This is a genomic window from Undibacterium hunanense (assembly GCF_014284335.1).
GTDB lineage: Bacteria > Pseudomonadota > Gammaproteobacteria > Burkholderiales > Burkholderiaceae_D > Undibacterium > Undibacterium hunanense.
Genome location: NZ_JACOGF010000090.1, coordinates 1 through 255 on the forward strand (window position 1 = coordinate 1; position 255 = coordinate 255).

Below are 255 nucleotides of genomic sequence, written 5' to 3' on the forward strand. Positions count from 1 at the left end.
TGGCTGTTGACACAGGTACAAGTGACACCGTTGCCCTGACCATCGCTGAAGGTTTGAATACGGATCCACGTTTCAACGTCACCCTGACCACAGGCGCCGCAGAAAACGTCACCATCGTTGATGCTGACTCAGAAAACAACACCGTTGCCCTGGGTAGCGTAGCAGCCCACACAGGCACCGTCACCATCGGTACAGCAGCAGGTGCAGGCAAAGTTGGCGGCTTCATCAACTTTGACACCACAACAGTTGGTGCCA

General features: G+C 54.9%; 1 protein-coding gene. It reads left to right on the plus strand.

What is annotated here, in order from left to right:
• The coding region (locus H8L32_RS27450) for a hypothetical protein (protein WP_186951031.1) at positions 1 to 255 on the plus strand (255 nt) is incomplete at both ends.